The sequence below is a fragment of the Streptomyces alkaliphilus genome (assembly GCF_014141535.1).
Classification (GTDB): domain Bacteria; phylum Actinomycetota; class Actinomycetes; order Streptomycetales; family Streptomycetaceae; genus Streptomyces; species Streptomyces alkaliphilus.
Genome location: NZ_VKHT01001223.1, coordinates 1 through 1,298, shown reverse-complemented (window position 1 = coordinate 1,298; position 1,298 = coordinate 1). Strand labels below are relative to the sequence as shown.

Sequence of the window (1,298 nt, the reverse complement as noted above, 5' to 3'; positions counted from 1 at the left end):
GTTAAGGGAGCGGGGGGCGGGGGCGGTCATGCGGCCCGCCCGGGTGTGTTGTGGGTGATCGACCAGTTCAGCGCGCTGGTGATGACGGGGGTGCACTCGCTCTCGCGCAGTCCCGCTGCCATCCCCGCCGCCTTAAGAGCCTCCTCGACCTGTGGTCGGGTCAGCTCGCCGGTGGCGACCAGCCGACCCAACGCCCGGGCGGCCCGCAGCAACGTCCGGTTGCGGGTGCCTTCCGGGGCGGCGGCCACGCCGGTGGTCTCGTTGCGCAGCGCGGCGGCCACATACGCCGCCCGCCGACCGCTCCCCGGTGCGGGGAGGGCCACCGGTGCGGCCGGGGCCCGGGAGGACGTGCGGGGAGCACTCAGGGCCTGGTGCAGCCACCGGGGCAGCGGAGCGACCGGGGCGGGGTCGATGACCTCGTAGGCGCCGGTGGGCAGGATGCTGCCGGGCGCCACGACGTAACCCCCGTGGGCGCGGGTGTCGATCCCGGCCCCCAGACGCCGCGCGGTGTTGCCCAACCGGGCCCCTGCGGGGGCGGTGAAGTACAGGTGCTCCCCACCATTCGCGGTCCGCACTCGGCGGGTGGCCGGGACGGGCTGCTCGGCGCGCTCGCAGAGCGCCCGAAAGGTCGTCACGCCGCAAGGCGTGTCCGATCCGTTCTTCGGCCGATCCAGGTCGATGACGACCAGGGCGGCCGGGCCGGTGGCGATACCGACGTTGAACGGGCGGATCGACCACGCGGCACGGATACGGGCAGGGTCGGTGGTGGCGCGCTGCTCCCACTTCAGGTGCCCGGCCGCGCAGGGGCCGGTGCCGGGGCAGCGGTCCTCTCGGTGCAGGGCCGGGCGCTTGGTGCCCGGCCGCAGGGGGAAGACCGGCCAGCCGCGTTCGGCCGCCTCCACAGCGGCGCGCAGCAGCGCGGAACGGGGGTCATGGGTCATGCTGGGGAGACCTCCTTGGGTCTGTTGGTGACTGGGGAGTGAGGGCGGCCCGGGTCTTTGGCGAGAGGCGGGCCGCCCTCGTGTGTGGTGGGGGTCAGAGCGCGCCGTTGCGGTGGTGGAGGTCGAGGGCTTCGGCGTCGGTGATGACGCCCGTCTCGACGTCGGCCTCGATGGCGTCGTATTCGTCCTGGTGGCATTCCTCGCAGGTGCCGCAGCCGTAGGGGATGCCGTCGATGAGTTCGGGGGCGCAGATCTCGTTGTCGTTCATGGGTGCCTTTCAGAGGATGGTGAGGTTGCGGGCGCGGACCCGGGCGCCTCGGTGGAGGTGGATCTCGGTTCCCGTGCTCGGGTGGGGGT

General features: G+C 73.4%; 2 protein-coding genes. Both read right to left on the bottom strand.

Annotated features, from left to right (window positions below):
• Positions 1 to 26 precede the first annotated feature (26 nt).
• A complete protein-coding gene (locus FNQ90_RS23575) occupies positions 27 to 941 on the bottom strand; it encodes a bifunctional DNA primase/polymerase (protein ID WP_182608197.1) in 915 nt (304 codons plus the stop codon).
• Between the two features lie 94 nt (positions 942 to 1,035).
• Complete coding sequence (locus FNQ90_RS23570) at positions 1,036 to 1,209, bottom strand: hypothetical protein (RefSeq protein ID WP_182608196.1); 174 nt, start codon at positions 1,207 to 1,209, stop codon at positions 1,036 to 1,038.
• Between the last annotated feature and the right edge of the window lie 89 nt (positions 1,210 to 1,298).